Source organism: Pseudarthrobacter sp. YAF2, assembly GCF_052113345.1.
GTDB lineage: Bacteria > Actinomycetota > Actinomycetes > Actinomycetales > Micrococcaceae > Arthrobacter.
Window position 1 is genome coordinate 107822 of sequence record NZ_JBFRDA010000002.1, and the last position, 17646, is coordinate 125467.

The 17646-nt window shown below is 68.4% G+C and carries 18 protein-coding genes and 1 riboswitch; of the genes, 4 read left to right on the top strand and 14 right to left on the bottom strand.

Annotated elements, in window-relative coordinates; genetic code table 11:
* Positions 1-48: 48 nt before the first annotated feature.
* The 10 genes from hemL to hemE all read right to left on the bottom strand — a co-directional run bounded on the left by hemL (position 49) and on the right by hemE (position 10947).
* Complete coding sequence (hemL, locus tag AB4Y79_RS02415; RefSeq protein ID WP_441858455.1) at positions 49-1380, bottom strand: glutamate-1-semialdehyde 2,1-aminomutase; 1332 nt, start codon at positions 1378-1380, stop codon at positions 49-51.
* 17 nt (positions 1381-1397) lie between these two features.
* Positions 1398-2474, bottom strand: a complete 1077-nt coding sequence (locus AB4Y79_RS02420) for an LLM class flavin-dependent oxidoreductase (RefSeq protein ID WP_441858457.1) — start codon at positions 2472-2474, stop codon at positions 1398-1400.
* Positions 2471-3454 (bottom strand): porphobilinogen synthase, encoded by a 984-nt coding sequence (gene hemB, locus AB4Y79_RS02425; RefSeq protein WP_441858459.1) that lies wholly within the window; start codon positions 3452-3454, stop codon positions 2471-2473. Before hemB ends, AB4Y79_RS02420 begins: the two co-directional genes overlap by 4 nt.
* Before the next feature lie 60 nt (positions 3455-3514).
* A complete protein-coding gene (locus tag AB4Y79_RS02430; RefSeq protein WP_441858461.1) occupies positions 3515-4411 on the bottom strand; it encodes a uroporphyrinogen-III synthase in 897 nt (298 codons plus the stop codon).
* A gap of 7 nt (positions 4412-4418) precedes the next feature.
* Complete coding sequence (gene hemC / locus AB4Y79_RS02435) at positions 4419-5417, bottom strand: hydroxymethylbilane synthase (RefSeq protein WP_441858463.1); 999 nt, start codon at positions 5415-5417, stop codon at positions 4419-4421.
* Positions 5414-6655 carry a ferrochelatase gene (locus AB4Y79_RS02440; RefSeq protein ID WP_441858465.1) on the bottom strand — a complete coding sequence of 414 codons (1242 nt, stop codon included), beginning with the start codon at positions 6653-6655 and terminating at the stop codon, positions 5414-5416. Before AB4Y79_RS02440 ends, hemC begins: the two co-directional genes overlap by 4 nt.
* Positions 6652-7353: a hydrogen peroxide-dependent heme synthase gene (gene hemQ, locus AB4Y79_RS02445; protein ID WP_441858467.1), complete on the bottom strand. Its 702-nt coding sequence runs from the start codon at positions 7351-7353 to the stop codon at positions 6652-6654. Before hemQ ends, AB4Y79_RS02440 begins: the two co-directional genes overlap by 4 nt.
* 111 nt (positions 7354-7464) lie before the next feature.
* The gene (locus AB4Y79_RS02450) at positions 7465-8244 is read right to left on the bottom strand and encodes a hypothetical protein (RefSeq protein ID WP_441858469.1); all 780 of its coding nucleotides are present in this window, start codon (positions 8242-8244) and stop codon (positions 7465-7467) included.
* A 138-nt stretch (positions 8245-8382) separates the two neighbouring features.
* Complete coding sequence (gene hemG, locus AB4Y79_RS02455) at positions 8383-9849, bottom strand: protoporphyrinogen oxidase (RefSeq protein WP_441858470.1); 1467 nt, start codon at positions 9847-9849, stop codon at positions 8383-8385.
* Between the two features lie 3 nt (positions 9850-9852).
* A complete protein-coding gene (gene hemE / locus AB4Y79_RS02460) occupies positions 9853-10947 on the bottom strand; it encodes a uroporphyrinogen decarboxylase (protein WP_441858472.1) in 1095 nt (364 codons plus the stop codon).
* A gap of 159 nt (positions 10948-11106) precedes the next feature.
* On the opposite strand from hemE, the gene AB4Y79_RS02465 reads away from it, so the two are divergent.
* Positions 11107-12435 carry a glutamyl-tRNA reductase gene (locus AB4Y79_RS02465; RefSeq protein ID WP_441858474.1) on the top strand — a complete coding sequence of 443 codons (1329 nt, stop codon included), beginning with the start codon at positions 11107-11109 and terminating at the stop codon, positions 12433-12435.
* A 119-nt stretch (positions 12436-12554) separates the two neighbouring features.
* Here the strand turns inward: AB4Y79_RS02465 and moeB are convergent, their stop codons facing one another.
* Entirely contained in the window at positions 12555-13754 is a 1200-nt protein-coding gene (gene moeB, locus AB4Y79_RS02470; RefSeq protein WP_441858476.1) for a molybdopterin-synthase adenylyltransferase MoeB, read from the bottom strand.
* Between the two features lie 84 nt (positions 13755-13838).
* Between moeB and AB4Y79_RS02475 the strand changes: the two genes are divergently transcribed.
* Genes AB4Y79_RS02475 through AB4Y79_RS02485 form a run of 3 tightly spaced genes read left to right on the top strand, consistent with a single transcriptional unit; the run spans position 13839 to position 15106 of the window.
* Entirely contained in the window at positions 13839-14504 is a 666-nt protein-coding gene (locus AB4Y79_RS02475) for a TetR/AcrR family transcriptional regulator (RefSeq protein ID WP_441858478.1), read from the top strand.
* 48 nt (positions 14505-14552) lie between these two features.
* Positions 14553-14777 (top strand): DUF3107 domain-containing protein, encoded by a 225-nt coding sequence (locus AB4Y79_RS02480; protein WP_441858480.1) that lies wholly within the window; start codon positions 14553-14555, stop codon positions 14775-14777.
* 26 nt (positions 14778-14803) lie between these two features.
* Positions 14804-15106 (top strand): hypothetical protein, encoded by a 303-nt coding sequence (locus AB4Y79_RS02485; protein ID WP_441858482.1) that lies wholly within the window; start codon positions 14804-14806, stop codon positions 15104-15106.
* A gap of 67 nt (positions 15107-15173) precedes the next feature.
* Here the strand turns inward: AB4Y79_RS02485 and AB4Y79_RS02490 are convergent, their stop codons facing one another.
* From AB4Y79_RS02490 to thiO, 3 genes are all read right to left on the bottom strand, one after another.
* Complete coding sequence (locus AB4Y79_RS02490; protein ID WP_441858484.1) at positions 15174-15989, bottom strand: thiazole synthase; 816 nt, start codon at positions 15987-15989, stop codon at positions 15174-15176.
* Positions 15990-15993: 4 nt separating this feature from the next.
* Entirely contained in the window at positions 15994-16230 is a 237-nt protein-coding gene (gene thiS / locus AB4Y79_RS02495) for a sulfur carrier protein ThiS (protein ID WP_441858486.1), read from the bottom strand.
* Positions 16227-17516, bottom strand: coding sequence for a glycine oxidase ThiO (thiO, locus tag AB4Y79_RS02500; protein WP_441858488.1), 1290 nt, complete (start codon positions 17514-17516; stop codon positions 16227-16229). Before thiO ends, thiS begins: the two co-directional genes overlap by 4 nt.
* Positions 17511-17630: riboswitch (TPP riboswitch) on the bottom strand. It overlaps the preceding gene by 6 nt.
* Positions 17631-17646 lie beyond the last annotated feature (16 nt).

The window sequence follows — 17646 nt, forward strand, 5'->3', positions numbered from 1 at the left end:
GATTTGTCCGGGAGGCGGGGATTTTTCGCTTACGGCACGACGGCGGTCCTAGCCCTGGGCGGCAGCGGCGGCCTTGGCAGCGGCCGGGAGGGCGTCGTAGATTCGGTTCATGGCGTCGTCGTCGTGCGCGGCCGAGAGGAACCAGGCCTCGAACACCGACGGCGGCAGGTAGACACCGGATTCCAGCATGGAGTGGAAGAACGGCGCGTAGCGGAAGGCTTCCTGCGCCTGGGCGTCGGCGTAGTTGTGGACGCCGTGGGCGGAGGTGCCGAAGGCGACCGAGAAGAGGTTCCCGGCGAACTGGATGGAGTGGTCCACCCCGGCGGCATCCAAGGCGGTGGAAACGGCTGAGGACAGTTCCAGCGAGCGGACGTCGATGAAGGAGTAGACATCCCGCGTGGCGTGGGTCAGGGTGGCTACGCCGGCCGCCATCGCCACCGGGTTTCCGGACAGCGTCCCGGCCTGGTACACCGGGCCGGTGGGTGCGAGGTAGTCCATGACGTCGGCACGGCCGCCCAGGGCCGCCGTCGGCATTCCGCCACCAATGACCTTGCCGAAGGTGAGCAGGTCCGGGGTCCAGGGCTGTTCGGCGTCAGGGGCTCCGCCGGTGAGGCCCCAGTAGCCGGAGTAGCCGGTGCGGAAGCCGGTCAGGACCTCATCGACGATGAGGAGCGCGCCGTCCTCGCGGGTGATCCTGGAGAGTCCCAGGTTGAAGCCCTCGCCCGGGGTGACCACGCCCATGTTGGCCGGCGCCGCCTCGGTGATGACGGCGGCGATGTTCTGTCCGTGCGCGGCGAACGCTTCCTCGACGGCCTGGAGGTCGTTGTAGGGCAGCACCAGGGTTTCGGCGGCGGTCGCTTCCGTGACGCCGGCGGACCCGGGCAGTGCGAGGGTTGCCACGCCGGAGCCGGCAGCGGCCAGGAGCCCATCGAGGTGGCCGTGGTAGCAGCCGGCGAATTTGATGATGAGGTTGCGGCCGGTGAAGCCGCGGGCCAGCCGGACCGCCGTCATGGTGGCTTCGGTGCCGGTGGACACCATCCGGAGGCGTTCGACGGCGGGCACGCGCTCCTTCACGATTTCGGCCAGGTTTGCCTCGTCCGGGGTGGACGCGCCGAAGGACAGGCCGCGGTCGACGGCGGCGTGGACGGCATCCAGCACGGCCGGGTGGGCGTGGCCCAGCAAGGCCGGCCCCCAGGAGCAGACCAGGTCCACGTATTCCTTACCGTCGGCGTCGGTCAGGTAGGGGCCCTTGGCGGAGACCATGAACCGCGGTGTGCCGCCCACGGAGCCGAAGGCGCGGACCGGCGAGTTGACGCCGCCGGGCATCAGCTGGCGGGCGCGGTCGAAGAGTGCCTCGTTGCGAGGATTGCTGGAAGTCATGGTTCCTATTCTCTCAGTTAGCCGGCAAGCAGCTCGGCCACCCGGGGCGCCACCGCCGTACCCATCAATTCGATCGAGCGCATCATCGCCGAATGCGGCAATGGCCCGTTGCTGTATTTCAGGTCGAAGCGGTCCACGCCCAGGTTCCGCTTAAGCCGGACGATCTTTTGGGCCACTGTTTCCGGTGAGCCGACGTAGAGGGCGCCTTCGGCCGAACAGAGGGCATCGAATTCGCCCCGGCCGGCGGGTCCCCAGCCGCGCTCGGCACCGAGCTTGTTGCGCAGCTTCAGCCAGTGCGGGAACAGCTCTTCCCGGGCCTGCTCATCGGTATCGGCCACATGGCCGGGCGAGTGCGTGGCCATCTGCTGCATCGGGTGGCCGTACTTGGCCATCGCCTCGCGGTAGAGGTCTGCGAGGGGCCGGAAGCCGCGCGGTTGGCCGCCGATGATGGCGAAGATGATGGGATAGCCGTACTGGGCGCACCGGAGGACGGATTCGGGGGTGCCGCCCACGCCGATCCAGGTGGGGAGGAGGTGGTTTTCCAGCGGCGGGTAGACGCTCAGGCCGGCGAGGGCCGGACGGGTGCGGCCTTCCCAGTGCACTGGTTTCTGTGCGCGGACCTTGTCGAAAAGCTCGAGTTTCTCCTCAAAGAGGACCTCATAGTCGGCCAGGTCCAGGCCGAACAACGGGAAGGATTCAATGAACGATCCGCGCCCGAGCATGACTTCGGCCCGGCCGTTGGAGATGGCGTCCACCGTGGAAAAGCGCTGGAAGACCCGGATGGGGTCATCCGAGCTCAGGACCGTTACGGCCGAGCCCAGCCGGATGCGGGAGGTGCGAGCCGCCGCTGCCGCGAGGAAGACTTCGGGCGCGGACACGGCGTAGTCCTTGCGGTGGTGCTCCCCCACGCCAAAAGCGTGGAGTCCGACGGCGTCCGCCAGCTCTGCCTGTTCCAGCAGTTGGCGCAGTACCCGGGCATGCGGCTGCGGGCTGCCGTCAGGAGCCTCGCCAACGTCGCCGAAGGTGTTCAGGCCGAGGAGAATGCGGTCATCCCCCACCGGCGCGGTGGGTCCCGCTGCCTCCGCGTCCGTCACCGGGATTCCTTGAGCCAGCCGGCCAGTTCGGCGGCCCAGTAGGTCAGGACCATGTGGGCGCCGGCCCGGCGGATGCCGAGCACGGACTCCGTGATGGCTGCGCGGCGGTCGATCCAGCCGTTGGCAGCGGCGGCCTCGATCATCGCGTATTCGCCGGAGATCTGGTAGGCGGACACGGGTACTGGGCTCATCGCGGCAACGTCGGCCACGATGTCCAGGTAGCTCATGGCCGGTTTGACCATGATGATGTCCGCGCCCTCGGCGAGGTCCAGTTCCACTTCGCGGATGGCTTCGGTGCGGTTGCCGGCATCCATCTGGTAGGTCCGCCGGTCTCCCTTGAGCTGCGAGTCCACGGCTTCCCGGAACGGTCCGTAGAACGCGGATGCGTACTTGGCGGCGTAGGCGATCACCGAGGTGTTCAGGTGGCCGGCCTCGTCAAGGGCTGCGCGGATGGCGGCGATCTGGCCGTCCATCATGCCGGAGGGGCCCAGCATGTGGGCGCCGGCGTCGGCCTGCGCCACAGCCATCCGGGCGTAGATTTCCACGGTGCGGTCGTTATCCACGTACCCGTCGGCGTCGAGCACTCCACAGTGGCCGTGGTCGGTGAACTCGTCCAGGCAGACGTCGCTCATGATCACCAGGTCATCGCCCACTTCGGCACGGACGTCCCTGATGGCTTTGTTCAGCACGCCATCCGGGTCAAGTGATGCCGAGCCTTCGGCGTCGCGGGTTTCGGGAATGCCGAAGAGCATGATGCCGCCCAGGCCGAGTTCCACGGCTTCCGCGGCGGCCCGCTTCAGGGTGTCGGTGGTGTGCTGGACCACGCCCGGCATGGACGTGATGGGGTTTGGTTCGGTGAGGCCTTCCCGGATGAAGGCCGGGAGGATGAGTTCGGACGGCGCCAGGCGGGTTTCGGCGGTCAAGCGGCGCATGGCGGGGGTGGTGCGCAGGCGGCGGGGGCGTTGGTTGGGGAAAGTCATGGGTCCTGTCCTTCGCGTATTTCGTCAGGCTTTTTTGGGGGCGGGAGGCGTGCCGGCCCGTCAGGGCGGGTTGAGGGCTTTCGCGACGGCGGCAACCAGCCCCTCCGGCGTCGGCTCTTCCGCCACCGCAGCAACGTCCAGGCCGAGGGCCCTGGCCTGGTCCGCCGTCGAACGGCCGATAGCCACCAGCCTGCAGCCGGCCAGCGGGCCGAGGCCGGAGATCCGGCGCACCGCGCTCGGCGAGGCTGCGATCACGGCCGCTATGCGCCCTGCGGCGAGGTCAGCGGAGGCGGCTTCGGGCGTCAGGAGGGAATACGACGGCGGTTGCGGGCCGGCGTCGCCGTCTTCCGCCTGCACGGCGAGCCTGCGCTCCGCGGCCGCCGGGTAATCCACGGTGCGGTAGGCAGTGACCGTTGTGACCTCACCCCCTGCTGCCCGCAGCCCATCGGCCAGGGTGGCAGCGGCGATATCAGCCTGCGGCAACAGGATCCTGCCGCCTCCCGGCCATGCGTCGAGCAGGCCGGCCGCGGACTGCTCGCCGTCCGGGGCCACGGCCACCGTAAGGCCCCTGGATTCCAGGAGCCTGCGCGTCGCCGGTCCGATGGCTGCGATGCGCGTCCCGGCGGGGATCAGCCGGTCCAGGCCGAGACCCCGTTCTGCGGCTTTTTCCAGCAGGACGTGCACGGTGGTTGCACTGCTGGCCACCAGCCAGTCAAAGGCGCCGGCCGCCAGGGCATCACAGGCGACGTCCAGCGCGTGCTGGTCCGGTGCCCGTTCAAAGTCGATCAGCGGCAGCAGCACCGTTGTGGCGCCGGCCCGTTCGAGGGCGTCCACCAGGGCGGCGGATCGCTCGGGGCTTCGGGTGACCAGCACCCGGGCACCGGCCAGCGGCTTGCCGCCGGACTGTTGGCCGCTCTGCGGCGTGTCCGGTCCGGAGCTGGGCGAAGGCTGCGTCATCGCCAGGTCAGGATGCCTGCAGGTCTGCGATGTCGGCGGCTCCGGCGGCGAGGAGGACTTCCGCGAGTTCAATGCCCAGCAGGGTGGCGCCGACTTCCGTCAGCCCGTCTGTGGCGCGCTTGTCCCGGACGGTGGCCGTGCCGTCCACGGCGCATACCACCGCTTCCAGGTGGAGCATGCTGCCCTTCCGGTAGGCGTAGGCCCCCACCGGGGCGGCACAGCCCGCTTCAAGCCGTGCCAGCAGGGCCCGTTCGGCGGTGACCGCCAGGCGGGTGTCCGGGTCATCCAAGGCTGCAAGCGCCTGGGCCAGCACCTCGCGGGAACCGTCGGTCGAACCCGGTTTTGGCGGGGCATCGGCCGTGCGGCACTCGATGGCCAATGATCCCTGCCCGGCTGCGGGCAGCATCACGTCCGTTTCAAGGTATTCGCTGACGGTGTCCAGCCTGCCGATGCGTTCCAGTCCGGCGGCGGCGAGGACCACCGCGTCCAGGTCGCAGGATTTTCCGGGCACCACCTGGTCAGTGGAGTTGCCGGGGAGGCCGGGCACGCGGCCCAGGCGGGTGTCCACGTTGCCGCGGATATCGATAATGTCCAGGTCGGGCCGGGCAGCACGCAGCTGCGCCGCACGCCGCGGCGAACCGGTGCCCACCCGGGCTCCGGCGGGCAGGTCGGCCAGCTTTAGTCCATTGCGGGCGCACAGGACGTCCCGCACATCCACCCGTCGTGGCGTCGCGGCCAGGCTCAGCCCCACGGCAGCACCGGTGGGCAGGTCCTTGAGAGAGTGGACGGCAACGTCGCACTCATCGCGCAGCAGGGCATCACGCAGGGCTGCGACGAAGACGCCGGTGCCGCCCATTTGCGACAACGATCCGGTGAGGACGTCGCCGTCGGTCCTGATGTGCACCAGTTCCACGGGGAAGCCACCGACGGCGGCCAACTGGTCCGCGGTCTGCTGTGTCTGGGTCAGGGCAAGCTTGCTGGCGCGGGTGCCGATCCGGACAGTCACTGCTGCGCCGTTTCCCCGGCTGTCCCGGAGGGATAGGGGTCGTGCCCGGTCCCTACGGTGGTGTCCACGGCGGCGATGGTCGGCTTTTCACCGCGGAAGTTGGCGCAGCATCCGGGCCGGCAGATGTCGTACCACGGGCCAAGGTCCGTCACGGCCGGGCGGTCGCTGATGTTGTTCGCCACGGTCCGTTCGCAGATAAGGTCCACCAGTCCTTCGACGAACTTGCGGTGCGTTCCCGGCGTGGGGACGCGGGTTGCCGACAGGCCGAGGTTGGCGCACGTTTCCATGGCTTCGGTGTCCAGGTCCCAGACGACTTCCATGTGGTCGCTGACGAAGCCCAGCGGAACGATGACGATTCCCTTGACGCCCTGGGCCGCCAGTTCCTCGATGGCGTCATTGATGTCCGGTTCCAGCCACGGAACATGCGGGGCGCCGGAACGGGACTGGTACACCAGGGACCACGGAGCGGCAAGGCCGGATTCCGCCTTGACCCGGTCCATGACGGCCGCGGCGTTGGCCAGGTGCTGGGCCACGTACGCGGAGCCTTCCTCGAACTCGCGCGGCTCACCCTCGGACCGGCCGGCAGCATCGGCATCGCGGGTGGGGATGGAGTGGGTGGCGAACAGGACATGGACGGGAGCCTCGGAGTTGCCTGCGGCAGCCAGTTTGTCCAGGACCTCTGCCAGGCCGGCGGAGGTGCCCTCCACGAACGGCTCCACGAACCCGGGGTGGTCGAAGTACTGGCGCACCTTGTCCACTTCCAGCCGGCCGTCCAGGCCGGTCTCGGTCAAGGCCATGCCGATGTCCTCGCGGTATTGGCGGCAGCTGGAGTAGCAGGAGTAGGCACTCGTGGTGAGCATCAGCACCCGGCGGTGGCCGGCGTCGTACGCCTCCTGGAGTGTCTGTGGGATGTAGGGCGCCCAGTTGCGGTTGCCCCACAGGACAGGAAGCTCGATCCCCCGTGACGCCAGCTCGGCCTCCAGGGCTGCCTTGAGCTCGCGGTTCTGCTGGTTGATGGGGCTGATGCCGCCGTTGGCGCGGTAGTGGTGCGAGACCTCTTCAAGCCGCTCATCCGGGATTCCGCGGCCGCGGGTGACGTTGCGGAGGAACGGAATGACGTCCTCCTGGCCTTCCGGTCCGCCGAACGAGGCGAGCAGGACGGCGTCGTAATTCTTCGGCGTCATGCGTCCGGCTTCCGTGACGGGGTTGACCGCTGCCTGCGGATCCACCAGGCTCATGCGAGGACCTCGGCAACTTCGTCGGCGGTGATCCGGCGACCGGTGTAGAAGGGCACTTCCTCACGGACGTGGTTGCGTGCCTCGGTGGCGCGCAGGTGCCGCATCAGGTCCACCAGGTCCACGAGTTCCGGCGCTTCCAGCCCCAGGATCCATTCCCAGTCCCCCAGCGCGAACGCGGAAACCGTGTTGGAGATGACCTGCGGGAAGTCACGGCCCAGCAGGCCGTGGTCCCGGAGCATCTTGCCGCGCTCGGCGTCAGGCAGGATGTACCACTCATAGGACCGGACGAACGGGTAAACGCACAGCCATTCAGCCGGAGCGACGCCGCGCGAGTAGGCGGGCGTGTGATTCTTGGCGAACTCGGCCTCACGGTGGACACCCATGGCGGACCAGACGATTTCGGTGCCGGCAAAGAGGGTGCTGCGGCGGATGTCCCGGATGGCCTGCTGAAGCGCTTCGGGCTTGGGTCCGTGGAGCCACACCATCACGTCGGCGTCGGCGCGCATGGCGGAGACGTCATAGCTGCCCCTGTGCGTCACCCCCGCCTTGGCGAGCCGCTCCAGCAGGGCTTCGAAGTCGGCGGCAGCATCTGCGCTGCGGACCGCGGACGCCGACCGCTTGAAGACCGTCCAGAGGGTGAAGAACTGCTCGGCTGATTCCTCGGTTTTAGTGACAGATTCGGCAGAAGTGTGGCTCATGGTTACCAGTTTGCCCCTTCACCGCCACCAAGTGGAAACCGGAGAGTTCTACAACTCGTAGAAGTGAGTAATGTCACACTTTCCGGCGCCATGGGCCGCGTTACCTGGCCTTTACAACCGGCGCATGCGCAGGAACACGAGACCGGCTGCGGCTCCCACGCCCACCAGTCCAACGCCCAGCCACACCATGGCATCGGGAACGCCCGGCAGGGCCTCAATGGAAGAAACGGGGCGGCCGGGACTTGCCGGTACTCCGGCAGCCTGCGCGGTACGGTTTGCCAGCGAGGGCTGGGCGCCTGCCTGCAGGGACGCGCCCGTCTGCTGGGCGCTTGACGGAGCCGGCCCCCCGGCTCCTTCCGGACCGGCAGCAGCCGGGGCGGCGTCTTCGGGCTTTGCGGCAGCGCCGCCGATGGCCGCCCCTGGCGTACCTGCTGCAGCGCTGGACCCGGCGCCGGCACCGATGGCGCTCGAAGCCGGAGGGACCGCCACAGAAGCAGCGGCCGGGGCAGATGAGGACCGCGCCGTACCGGCCCCCGAGGCGGTGGCGGGTGCGGAGGCTGTGGTGGGGGCGGGCCGGGCGGATGATGGCGGAGACGACGGCGACGGAGCCGGAGTCGTCGGAGTGGCGGTCCGCACGTCCTGCGCCAGCGGGGTCCCGGAGGCGATGGGGAGCGGAAGGTCGGGCAGCAGCGCGGACAGTGAGGCCCCCGCCGTGATGGATGCGGACGCGGTTGTTCCGGCGCCCAGCGACGTTTGTGCCGTGGGATCCGGGGGCGGGGCTGCGTCATCGGCCAAGGACGCCTGGACGCCGGTGGAAAGAACCAGTACCACTCCGACGGCCGCTGCTGCGGTACCTCGCCGGAGTCCCCCATGGATACCGGTCCGGGACATTAAAAGCTCGGACCTGTGTTGAACCATAGTCATCGACCCTAACCAGAACGCTTGCCCGATTGAAAACCGGGAACGGCCCCGCAGAGGCTTCCGAACGAAGCCTGCAACGCGCCACGCCGCGCTGACCAGCAGCGATGTTCAGGCGCCGGTCAACTGGCCAATTTGTTCCCGGGTATCGGCAACGACGGCAGCCAGGCCGTTCCCGGCCACCCAGCCGCCGACGACTGCCAGGCCGCCGGCAGCCGTGCACGCCTGCCGGATGGCTGCCGCCCGGGCGCGATGCCCGACCGCCGCGAAGGGCAGGGAGCCGCGCCACCGGACCACGTCCCAGTCCCTGATGTCATCGGCCGTGATGGGGACGCTCAGCAGTGCTGATGCGTCCCGCAGCGCCGCCGCGAAGAGCTCGTCGTCGGAGTCGGGGCCGCCCGGCTGGGCAGAGGCGCCATCCACCCGTCCGTAGGACAGCCGCACCACATGGCGGCCGGGGCCGGCAGCAGCGGCAAGCCAGTCCCACTTGCCGGTGGCATGGGTGAGCGCCTTCGCTTCGATGCCGGGGGTTTGCGGGGCCACCAGGATCCCGGTTCCGCGTGGGCGCCGGTCCAGGGCCGGCTTATCCAGCACCAAGGTGACAAGCTTGACGTCCGGCCCCGATGCCGGCTGCTTTCCCGCGATTGCAGGCACCGCGGATTCAAGGAGTCCGACGGCGGCCGGACCGTCGACGGCCATGACCAGCAGGTCGCTGGTAAAGGTTGCGCCGGCGGCGTCGATGCGCCAGCCCTCGGGAGTGCGGCTGACGGCCGTCGCGGCCGCGCCCGCCAAAAGGGCCACTCCCCGACGCCGGAGATCGGCCACCAAGGCATCCACCAGGGTGTGCATGCCCCCTTCAAGGCCGGCGACGGCGGAACCGGCCTTGGCGGGTTGTCCCGGGTTCACAGCTTGGCCCCGATTTGCCGGGTCCGCCCCGCCCGCGGGCCGTCGCTGAGCTGCAACCGCGGCAGCGAGGGAACCGTGTTTGCGCAGCCCCGCACGAAGGCCCGGCGCCACCATGTCGACGTCGAGCAGCCCGGGGTCCGCGGAGTGGACACCACCCACCACGGGCGAAACCAGCCGTTCGAGCACCCGCGCACCCATCCGCGCCCGGACGAGGGCAGCGACGCTCGTCACGCCGGCACCGGCGCCCACCGACGCCGGCAGGAGCCGGTCCAGGGAGGCCCGCAGCGAGCCCAAGGTGCCGAGTGTGCGCCGGACTTCCGGATCCCAGGGATTGGCCGGGATGCCCAGGACGCCGGTCTTGGGCAATTCGCGGGGCCCGTCGGGAAGCTGGACCCAGGCACCACCCGGGCGTGGGGCAACGATCCGTCCGCCAAGGCCCAGTTCGGCGGATAGGCGGGCTACGGCGTCGGACCTGGTGGCGAAGGACTCGGCGCCGCTGTCCAGCGTGAGGCCGGCTACGGTGTGGCTGCCGACGCAGCCTCCCCAGGAGTCACCAGCCTCAAGGACGGTCACGTCATGGCCGGCCGCGGCCAGTTCCCGGGCGGACAGGAGCCCGGAAATTCCGCCACCCACCACCAGCGCGGTGCCGGCCTTTCCCGGAGAACTACCCATGGTTTACGCCGATGGGATGGAGTGGATCAGCTCCACCACCCGGGTCAGGACGGCAGGATCGGTTTCGGGGGGCACGCCGTGTCCGAGGTTCAGGACATGGCCGGGGGCGGCAGAACCGGCCGCGATGACCTCCCGGACATGGGCTTCGAGGATGCTCCATGGTGCTGACAGCAGCGCGGGGTCGATGTTCCCCTGCAGCGGAACGGTTCCGCCCAGCCGGCGGTTCGCCTCATCAAGCGGCAGCCTGTAGTCCACGCCCACCACGTCCACGCCAACATCGCGCATGGCAACCAGGAGTTCTGACGTGCCGGTGCCGAAGTGGATGAGTGGCGCACCGAGGTGGCGGACGTGGTCCAGGGCACGGGCCGACGCCGGTGCAACGTATTTGGTGTAGTCGGCCAGTCCCAGCGAGCCCGCCCAGGAGTCGAAGAGCTGGGCCGCGGAGGCGCCCGCCTCAAGCTGCGCCTGGAGGAACATTCCGGAAGCGTCGGCGGCCCAGTTCGCCAGCGCGGTCCAGGTCTCGGGGTCCGCGTGCATCATGGTGCGCGGGCCAAGGTGGTCGCGCGATGGCTTCCCCTCCACCATGTAGGCGGCCAGGGTGAACGGGGCGCCGGCGAAACCGATAAGGGGCGTCTTGCCCAGTTCCGCCACCGTCAGGCGGACGGCCTCGCGGATGGGCTCCAGTGCTTCCCAGGTCAGCTGGGGCAGGGCGGCAACGTCGGCGGCGGTGCGCACGGGCTTGTCCAGGACGGGCCCCACCCCGGGCACAATGTCGACACCGACGCCGGCCAGCTTCAGCGGAATCACGATGTCGGAGAAGAAGATGCCGGCGTCAACGTCGTGGCGGCGTACAGGCTGGAGCGTGATCTCCGAGGCCAGCTCAGGCCGGAGGCAGGAGTCCAGCATGGCGATGCCCTCGCGGACCTTCAGGTATTCCGGCAACGACCGGCCCGCCTGCCGCATGAACCAGACGGGACGGCGGGAGGGTTTGCCCCCGCGATAGGCCGTGATCAGCGGTGAGTCCGCTGTGCGGCCGTCCATCAGTGGATGGTCTGCGGCGAGGGCGCCGGCAGCGGAGACGGCAGGGCTAGGAGTCATGCTTTTGATTGTGCCCAAAAAGAGCTCCAAAAGATAACGACAACCTGTCGCCTTCCACCCCTGGCGGCAGCAAGGTGTCCCGGATCACCGCACTATGTGGCGACTATCCTTTCCGGTGGTTGTTCTACCGGGCACCGAAAAAGCTATGATTGGTCTGCTGTGGTTCTTTTCTCATTGGTGGCTACACACGCCGACATCGATCTCGAAACCGTTGCTCAGCTGAGCAACGGTTCCTCAGGGATTGCCGCGTCCACCCTCATCGAATCCCCCTCCGTGGCGGGAGCCGTGGTCCTGGCCACCTGCAACCGCTTCGAAATCTACGGCGAAGCCCCCAACGCTGCCGACGTCGAGGCTGCCCGCGCCGCCCTGGTCGCCCGGATCAGCGAGGCCAGCGGCCTGGCTGAACCACTGGTATCTCGTTCCTTCAACACCCGCACCGGGCCGGAGGTGACCCAGCACTTGTTCGCCGTAAGCGCCGGGCTCGACTCCGCCGTCGTCGGTGAACGCGAAATTGCCGGGCAGGTACGGCGTGCACTGATTACCGCCCAGCACGACGGCACCGCCAGCGCCGGACTGGTCCGGCTCTTCCAGGCCGCGTCCAAGACCGCCAAGGACGTTGGCGCCCAGACCGCCTTGGGTTCCCGCGGCCTCTCCATCGTCTCCGTGGCGCTGGACCTTGCCACCGACCTTTCCGAAAGCCCCGACTGGTCCGCCAAGAAGGTGGTCGTTTTTGGAACCGGCGCCTACGCGGGCGCCACCATGGCCCTCCTCCGCGAACGCGGCTGCACGGACATCAGCGTCTACTCGTCCTCCGGACGCGCCGAAGGTTTCGTGGCAACACGCGGCGGCAGGGCCCTGGACGTCGAATCCCTGCGCCCGGCAGTCGCCGCCGCTGACGTCATGATCGGCTGCAGCGGTTCGGACACCCGGGTGGAAGCCGATGAACTGGCCCAGGTCCGCGCGGACTCCCCGCAACCCCTGATCGCCATCGACCTCGCCCTCACCCACGACTTCGACCCGGCGGTCGGCGAACTGGACGGCGTCGAACTGCTCACCCTGGAGTCGGTGCGCCTCGCGGCTCCGCAGGAGCAGGCCGAGTCGCTCACCCAGGCAAGTGGCATCGTCAACGGCGCCGCCCGGGCGTTCGAACAGGAACGCGAAGCCCGCTCGGTGGACTCCGCCATTGTTGCCCTGCGCCGCCACACCATGAGCGTGCTGGATGCGGAGATGGAAAAGGTCCGTGCCCGCCACGGCTGCACCGCTGCCGCGGAAGAAGTCGAGTTCGCGCTCCGCCGCATGGTCAAGCAGTTGCTGCACGTGCCCACTGTCCGGGCCCGCGAGCTTGCCGCCAATGGCCAGCAGGATGATTATGTGGCCGCCCTGGAAGCGCTCTACGGCATCACTGTCGAGCAGCCTGGCCCCGCCCTTGCGCCCGCAGCCGCTGAGGCCGAATGCCCGGTGGACCACGCCGGCCGCGAAACCGCCTGACAACCCCGCGGCAACGCCCGCTCACTTCCTGCGCCTTTTGAGGCAACGCCCGCTCACTTCCTTCAAGCGAGTGAGCGGGCGTCCTTCAGATGGCGGTCAAAAGTGAGCGGGCGTTCCGGTCAGTAGACGGGCTTTTCGGGTTCCACGTCGCGCACCCACGCCAGGATGCCGCCCTCGAGGTGGCTGACCCGCTGGTAGCCTGCCTGGCGCGCAGCCGCGAGCACATTGGCTGAGCGCGTCCCGGCCTTGCAGTGGAACACAATGTCCCGGTCCTGCGGGAGTTCGCTCCATGCCTCCCCCGCCAGGATCCGTCCCTGCGGAATGAGCGTTGCACCGTCAATCCGGACGATGTCGTACTCGCCGGCTTCGCGCACGTCCACCAGTTCAAAGTCCTTCAGCCCCGCCTTCCGCGACGCCAGCATGGTGGCCAGCTGGGTTGCGGTGATGGTGTGTTCCGTGTCTGCCGTGGGCGCCGGTGCGACCCCGCAGAACGCCTCGTAGTCCGTGAGTTCGGTGATGGGCTCCGCCGCGGGGTCCTTGGAGACCCGGATCTCCCGCCAGCTGCCGCCCAGGGCGTCAAACAGGGCCACGCGGCCCAGCAGGGAACGTCCGACGCCGGTAATCAGCTTCACTGCCTCTGTCACCATGAGAGAGCCCACGGCGGCACACAGCATGCCAAAGACGCCGCCCTCGCCGCACGAAGGCACGGAACCGGCCGGAGGGGCCTCGGGGTAGAGGTCGCGGTAGGTCGGGCCGTGTTTCTCCCAAAAAACGCTTACCTGGCCGTCGAAACGGAAAATTGAGCCCCACACGTACGGCTTGCCCAGGATGGCGGCGGCATCGTTCACCAGGTACCTCGTGGCGAAATTGTCCGCGCCGTCGAGGATGAGGTCATACTCCGCGAACAGCTCCAGGGCGTTGCCCGAATCCAGGCGTACGTTGTGGAGCCGGACGTCCACCAGCGGGTTCAGTGCGGCGATGGCATCGCGCGCCGACTCGATCTTAAGCCTTCCCACGTCCCCCACGCCATGGATCACCTGGCGCTGCAGGTTGCTTAGGTCCACCACGTCGTCGTCAATGATGCCCAGCGTGCCCACCCCTGCCGCGGCAAGGTACAGCAGCGCGGGAGAACCGAGGCCGCCGGCGCCGATGACCAGGACTTTGGCGTTCTTGAGCCGCCGCTGCCCCAGTGCGCCGATCTCGGGAATGATCAGGTGCCGGGAGTACCGTTCCACCTCGGCGGGCGTCAGGCCGGCAGCTGGTTCCACCAATGGATCCAGGGAATGGGTTGAAACATTTGCGGTGAACGTCGAAGCCATACTTCAATGTATGCCCCGGGATACCGCCGGGTCATATTACCCAGCAGTAAAGTGAATGTAACTGCAATGGAAAGAAGGACAACTGTGGTCCCTGAAGCACGGGCCGACCGCCCGCCCGCGGCCGAACCGCAAACTGCCTCCCGCCCCGCAGGCCAACGGTCCGCCCGGCTGCCCCGGGACGAGCGCCGCGCGCAGTTGCTTGCGGCCGCCCAGGAAGTATTCGTTGCCAATGGCTACCACGGGGCCGCGATGGACGAAATTGCAGAAACTGCCCATGTGAGCAAGCCCGTGCTGTACCAGCACTTCCCGTCCAAGCGTGAACTGTACCTGGCCCTGCTGGAAAGCCACCTGACGTCACTGACCGAGCTGATGCTCGGCGCCTTGAACTCCACCACTGACAACGACGAGCGCGTGCAGGCCGTCATGCGCGCCTACTTCCACTTCATTGCCAACGACGACCAGGCGCACCGCCTGGTGTTCGAATCGGACCTGATCAACGATCCCGATGTCAGCTCCAGGCTGGAGACGTTCAACCGGACCTTCGCCGACGCCATCGCCCGGGTCATTGCCGAGGACACCAAACTCCCCCACTTGGAGGCGGAACTCCTGGGCCGCGGCCTGGCCGGGATGGCCCAGGTCAGCGCCCGGTATTGGCTGGAAACGGACGGCAACCTGGACCTCAACGTGGCCAGCGACCTCATCTACCGTTTAGCTTGGCGCGGAATCTCTCGCTTCCCCAAAGAGTCCTAGACTACAAATGAGACATCATCGACGAACTTCAAAGGCTGGGAGGCCCCCTTGGAAATTAAGATCGGCGTTCAAAACGTTGGCCGCGAAATCGTGCTGGAATCAGACCAGGATGCCGAAACGCTGGCCAAGACCGTTGGCGAGGCCATCAACGCAGGCACCCAACTGCGCCTGAAGGATGACAAGGGACGCCTGATCATTGTTCCCGGCAACGCACTGGCTTATGTGGAAATCGGTGCCGAAGAGGTTCGCCGCGTAGGTTTCGGCCAGTTCTAGGCCGCTCCCCCGTTCCAAGGAGATCCATGCTTTCGCTGACCATTGTGGTGCTGGCCACGCTCACAGCCGGTTTCATCGTCTGGGCCAATGACAAACGCCATGCCAGGTATGGTGCGGGTCTTCCCGCCGGTATCGCCGTTGGTGTTGCCGCACTGGCGTGGATCATCCTTATGGCGGCCGGTTTCGGCTACCTTCCGGGGCTGACGTGGCTTCCCTGGGTCCTGCCCATCGCCCTCGGCACTGCCGCGGCCATCGCCGCCGTCGTCTATCTGGGCCGTACCCGTGCGCGCCATGACACCGAGCGGCTGAACGCGGTGCTGCGGAGCTGAACGGCTCCTGCCTGCTGACAGCTGTGGCCACCACCCGGACGGGTGGTGGCCACAGGTCTATAAGGGCCTAGAGGAACTCTGCCCGGCCCTCCATCGCCGAAGACGCCAGGGCATGTTCCCGGCGCGGAATGCGTCCGGCAGCCCTCGCCATCCTGCCCGCGATCACGGCGTGCTTGAACGCTTCGCCCATGAGGGACGGGTTCTGCGCCCGGGTCACGGCAGTGGCCAGCAGTACGGCGTCGCACCCCAGCTCCATGGCCAGTGCGGCGTCGGAGGCCGTGCCGATGCCGGCATCCAGGACCACCGGCACCGACGCCCGGGACACGATGAGCTCGATGTTGTGCGGGTTCAGGATCCCCAGTCCGGTGCCGATCGGTGCACCGAGGGGCATCACGGCGGTGGCGCCAAGGTTCTCCAGCCGCAGCGCAAGCACGGGATCGTCGTTGGTGTAGGCAAAGACCTTGAAGCCGCGGTTGACCAGCTGTTCCGTGGCGTCCACGAGTTCCACAGCGTCCGGCAGCAGGGTCTGTTCGTCGGCGATGACTTCCAGCTTCACCCAGTCGGTTTCGAGGGCTTCCCGGGCCAGTTCCGCGGTGAGGACCGCGTCCCGGGCGGTGAAGCAGCCGGCGGTGTTGGGCAGGACCTTGATCCCGTTGTCCACCAGCAGCTGGAACAGCGAGCCTGTTTCCGCCGTGGAGTACCGCCGCATGGCCACCGTGGTCAGCGCGGTGCCGGAGGCCAGGAGTGCCGCGCCCAGGCCGTCCAGGCTGGGCGCACCACCGGTGCCCATGATGAGCCGGGATCCGAGGGCGACGCCGTCGATCACCAGTGCGTCATCGGCGTCGGCCTGGCTAGCGGTGTTGATGGTGCCGGTTTCGGTCATGGTGTCAGCCTCCCTGTACTGCTGTGACGAGTTCGATGTCGTCGCCGTCGCCGAGCGCGGTGCCGAACCATTGGCTGCGCGGCACCACCTGGGCGTTGTGCGCGACGGCGACACCCAGTTTCCTGCCGTCCGTCGCCTGGCCATTGGGAGCCAGCGGCCGCCCGGTCACCTCGCTGACAAGCGTGGTGATGGAGGCGCCGTCTGCCACCGTATGCGGGTTTCCGTTGAGGATGATATTCACGCTGTCTCCTTCATGTGGGGGCTCGGGACGGCAGCCGCCGGCCTGGAAAAACGGTCCGGACTGAACGGCGCCCAGCGGGGATCGGCTGCTCCGTCGAGCAACGCCGTGCAGATCGCCGCGGCCGCTGGAGTGAGCAGCACCCCGTGCCGGAAGAATCCGGTGGCGATGATGAGTCCCGGGACGTGCCCGTCCCCGGGATCACGGGATCCCGGGGACACCGCCACCCGCCCCAGCAGGGGCGCATTGTCGGGGGTCCCGGGGCGGGCCCGTGCGGTGCACTCCAGGAGTTCGAGTTCGGCGACGGCGGGAACCAGCGCCTGGGCGTCCCGGAGCAGCTGGTACACGCTGCCGGCGCTCACGGCGTCGGAGAGCGCGTCCTCCCGCTGGGAGGCTCCAATGACCACTGTGCCGTCCTGCCGGGGGACGATGTACACCGGGATCCCGTGAACCAGCCCGCGCACCGTGGCGGTCACCAGGGGGCGCAGGTGCTGCGGCACGGAAAGGCGCAGGATGTCACCGTGCACTGGCCGCAGCGGCAGTTCAAGGCCATCGGGCAGGCCGTCAAGGGATCCTGCGTGCAGGCCGTTGGCCACCACCGTTTCCCCCGCAACCACAGTGCCGCCACCGGCAAGGCGCACCCCAGCCACCGCCCCGCCCTCCCACAGCAGCCCGGCCGCGCGTTCCGGTACGGCATACCCGTCACCGGCACCGGCAACCGCCAGTTCCGGGGTTTCGCGCGCCGCTCCGCCAAGGGCCAGGCGGAGGGACGCTATCAGACGCCTCGGGTCCACCTGGTGGTCGGCCGGGGTGTCCAGCGCGCACGAGATCGCGGGACTCAACAGTGGTTCGCGGCCGCGGGCTTCGCGCACGGTCAGCGGTTGGACCTCCAGACCGTTGGCCTGCTGGACGGCACGCAGGTCCATCAAGGCCCTCCGGTCTGCGGCGTCGATGCCCACGGCGAGGGTCGGCGTCGTCAGGTATCCGGTCCCGGCACCGGCCGCGGTGGCGACGCCGGCGGCGAACCCCGGCCAGCGTGATGATGCCTCGGTCATGAGGTCCAGGAGGTCCTCTTCCTGGTAATGCAGCTCGCTGACGGGGGCCAGCATGCCGGCAGCGGCCCAGCTGGCGCCGGCGCCGGGCGCGTCATCGATGAGCACAACGGACCGCCCGGACCGCTGGATTTCCCAGGCGATTCCGTGTCCCACCACTCCCGCGCCGATGACGGCGACGTCGGCCCGGATGGCATCACCGGTGGACCCGGGGAGGGCGTTGCTCGCGGTAGGCATAGTGTGGTTCCTTCCCTACGCCGGTATTAGCCGGATCAGGTCAAGCGGTCGGCTCTGACGCCCTCTCAGCCCGGTGCTTTGTGACAGCTGCCGCGGGCTCCCGCAGTACCACCCCAGTTTAGAGGAACTA